Here is a 3,559-nt window from a genome sequence, read left to right as displayed (position 1 = left end):
ATTCTTCAGTTTATATCTAAAGGAAAGGATAATGCAAAAATTGCATTGAAACTTAATATTAGTGAAAAGGAAGTGGAGAAAATCACTAAAGCTCTTTATAAAAAACTGGATATTAGTGAACACATACAAGAAGACCAACGTATGATTGATGAACAACCGGATTACATTTACAATTAAAAAAACTCCATAAAATCTGTTTTAAAGGGTTTCTGATTTGTATATATTTACAACTTGGAAACCCTTTCTATTATGATTCTTTTTAAGAAGTCTATTTTTAAATTTTTAGTATATGCATTCATACCGGTTATCTTATTTTCTTTAATTGGTGTTTTTTACACTTCACAGCTAAAATATTTAATTAAAGAAATTGTAGAGTTTTCTTTATTCAGTGCTATTATTTATGTAATTGGACTTTTGATTTTAAGGGGTAAATCAAGGTATTTTTGGTTTTTTTTCTTCTTAATCATCTTATTTACAATAAGCTATCTAAAAACTTCGTTTTATTATTTATACCAGTCAAAAGTCACAATTTCAGCCTTTTATGTCATTTTTGAAACGACAGGTACAGAATCTGCTAATTACCTTTCTACTTATTTTGACCTCGGACTAATTGCAATATCTCTTCTGTTTATAGTTTTTCTTATTTTAAGTCTAAAGCAACTTAATACAATCTACAAAACCAATAATTCATTTTTCTATTTCCCTGAATTTAATTTAAAAAATATCCCCTTGTTTTTTGTATTAATACTATTTGTAGGAAGCTTAATTTATTTTATCAATTTAAAGCTTAAACACAACAATTTTATTTATTTGGCACATGATGCATATGTTTCATACTCCGAAGCACAGCAGTTATTTCAAACTGAACTTGTAAAACCCATTAACACAAATTTTTCAAATGTATCTTCTAGCAATAATCAACAAACCTATGTTGTTATAATTGGAGAATCTACTTCAGCCCGCAATATGGGACTTTATGGTTATTACCGAAACACAAACCCATTGCTTTCGGAAATTAAAGATGAGCTTCTGGTATTCAGAGATGTAATATCCCCGCACACTCACACAATCCCTTCTCTTAATAAAGTGCTGTCTCTTTCAAACCACGAAAACCCGGATGTCATTCATTGCGGAAGTGTTGTTCAATTAGCCAACGCAGCCGGATTTTCTACATATTGGGTTTCAAATCAACAACCTATTGGTATTCACGAAACTTTAGTTACCGCTATAAGTAAAGCAACAAAAGAACAGTTTTATACAAATGCATTAACCAATAAACAAGTAGAATATGATGAAATGTTACTTCCTTTTATTGATGAAGTATTAAATAAAAAAGACCAAAAAAAAATAATATTTATTCATTTATATGGCACCCATATTTCATATAAATTTTCCTACCCACCTCACTTTAATAAATTCACAGACCAACCTAAAACTAAGTTTCCATCTGCCAGAAGTTTTGAACAAATAAACCATTATGATAATGCCATTTTATACAATGATTATATTGTAAGGTCAATTATAGACAAAGTCAAAGCCAAAAATGAAAATGCTTATGTAATTTATTTTTCAGATCATGGTGATGAAGTATTTCAAGATATGGACTTTGTGGGCCATAATGAATACCACGCAACCAAACCTATGTATGAAATTCCATTTGTAGTTTGGACCTCAGAAAAATTTCAGAGTGACTATCCTCATTTTGAAACACTTGAAAATTACCTGGACAGAAAATATATGTTGGATGACTTCATACATAGCTTTTCAGATTTTTCACAAATTGAATTTGGCCAATTACAACCTGAAAGAAGTATCTTTAATAAAGATTTTGAATACCGAAACAGAATGATACGACAAGCACTCAATTATGACGACAGGTAGTTTGACAAAAATAATGGTCCTCTTTATATTCATAATAGCAACCTTGTATGTGTACCATCGCATACCATTCAAATTTGATTTTATGGGTTATTCAGAAAAAATATGGGCACATAGAGTAAATAGTATTCCAAAGCTTGAATACACTCAAAAAAAATATGCAGGAGTGGAGTTGGATATACTATATGACTTAAAAAGCAATACTTTTGATGTAAATCATCCTCCTGCAGAATCAATTGGATTAACACTTGACAACTATTTTTCAACCATAAAAAAAACAAACAATTTGGGCGTTTGGCTTGACTTTAAAAATTTAAGTAACGAAAACGCTCAGCAATCCTTGATTAAACTAAAGGAATTGATAAAAAAACACAATCTCAATTCAAATGATATTGTAGTTGAATCACAATCACCTGAATTTCTTGTAGATTTTAAAAATGAGGAGTTAAAAACAAGTTACTATCTACCGACATTTCTGAACCGTCTTTCAGAAGAGGAATTAAAACAAAAACTCCAAGAAATCAAAACTAAAATAGCAAATCACCCTACAACTGCAATCTCGACTAATATTGTAGATTATTCAATTATTGCAAAGCATTTCCCAAATGAAACAAAATATCTTTGGAATATTGATGGGGTTTATAATACCCGTATCATTTATAATTTCTTCTTAAACCGCGAAGCTCTTAATGACCCAAAAGTCCTAATACTTTTAGTAAAAGTAAACCGGGGAATTGGCAACCGTTAACTACACTTTGCTGTAATATTTTTTATATTTAAAGTAGGCCAATGCCGAGAGAATAAACACAAAGGCCAATGAATAATATACAAATCCGGGTGTAATTGGTTTATCCCCGCTTGCATAAGAGTGCAGTCCTACCAAATAAAAATTCACTCCAAAATAAGTCATCATAATAGAAGCAAATGCAAGTACTGACATCACATTATATAACCAGCGACTCCTCATTCCCGGTATCAAACGCAAGTGAATCACAAAGGCATAAATCATTATACTAATCAATGCCCATGTTTCTTTAGGATCCCAGCCCCAATAACGACCCCAACTTTCATTGGCCCACATACCCCCAAGAAAATTACCAATGGTAAGCAAACCAATTCCTAGTATTAAAGCTAGTTCATTTATAACCGTAAGCTCTTTAATATTCAAATCCATTTTGTGTTTGTTCTTTTCATTGGTAAGTATCATCAAAAGCAACGATACTAGGCCCAAAATCATAGCCAAAGTAAACGGCCCATAACTTCCCACAATAACTGAAACGTGAATCATCAACCAATAAGAATCAAGTACTGGTACTAAATTTGCAATAGCGGGATCCATCCAGTTTTGATGGGCAACCCATAAAACTATAGAAGCTACAAAAGCAGTAGAAGCTACAGTTAAGTTCGATTTACGCCCAAATGCCAATCCAAAGAATACCGTTGCCCAAGCAACATAAATTACTGATTCATAGGCATCACTCCAAGGCGCATGTCCACTAATGTACCATCTGAGAATTAACCCTAGGGTCATCAATATAAAAAACACCCAAATTATATATTTGCTTAGGTTTACTAAGGTAGAGAGTGTTTTATTTTTCTCTTTGAAAATTTGAAATATCAAAAAGGTAAACATTAAAACACCGATAAGTAAAAAGTATTTGTATAACCTATTAAAAATATC

3 protein-coding genes are annotated in these 3,559 nt (G+C 31.3%); 2 read left to right on the top strand and 1 reads right to left on the bottom strand.

Going from position 1 to position 3,559, the window contains the following annotated elements:
* The first annotated feature begins 249 nt into the window (after positions 1-249).
* Positions 250-1,881, top strand: coding sequence for a sulfatase-like hydrolase/transferase (locus AACY61_RS10485; RefSeq protein WP_339611529.1), 1,632 nt, complete (start codon positions 250-252; stop codon positions 1,879-1,881).
* Between the two features lie 82 nt (positions 1,882-1,963).
* Positions 1,964-2,626 (top strand): DUF2181 domain-containing protein, encoded by a 663-nt coding sequence (locus tag AACY61_RS10480; RefSeq protein WP_339611528.1) that lies wholly within the window; start codon positions 1,964-1,966, stop codon positions 2,624-2,626.
* Here AACY61_RS10480 and ccsA read toward each other — a convergent pair.
* On the bottom strand, positions 2,627-3,559 hold a 933-nt coding region (ccsA, locus tag AACY61_RS10475; RefSeq protein WP_339611527.1), incomplete at its 5' end, for a cytochrome c biogenesis protein CcsA. It lies immediately after the preceding gene.

Origin of the sequence: uncultured Planktosalinus sp., from assembly GCF_963973675.1 — a bacterium.
Classification (GTDB): Bacteria; Bacteroidota; Bacteroidia; order Flavobacteriales; family Flavobacteriaceae; genus Planktosalinus.
Note: the sequence above shows the minus strand (reverse complement) of the source record. Positions and strands in the feature narration are given on the sequence as shown.

What these genes read in the sequence shown, in the direction of transcription:
- AACY61_RS10480 (WP_339611528.1), top strand. Translation starts at nt 1,964, where the DNA reads ATGGGTTATTCAGAAAAAATATGGGCACATAGAGTAAATAGTATTCCA.
- AACY61_RS10485 (WP_339611529.1), top strand. Translation starts at nt 250, where the DNA reads ATGATTCTTTTTAAGAAGTCTATTTTTAAATTTTTAGTATATGCATTC.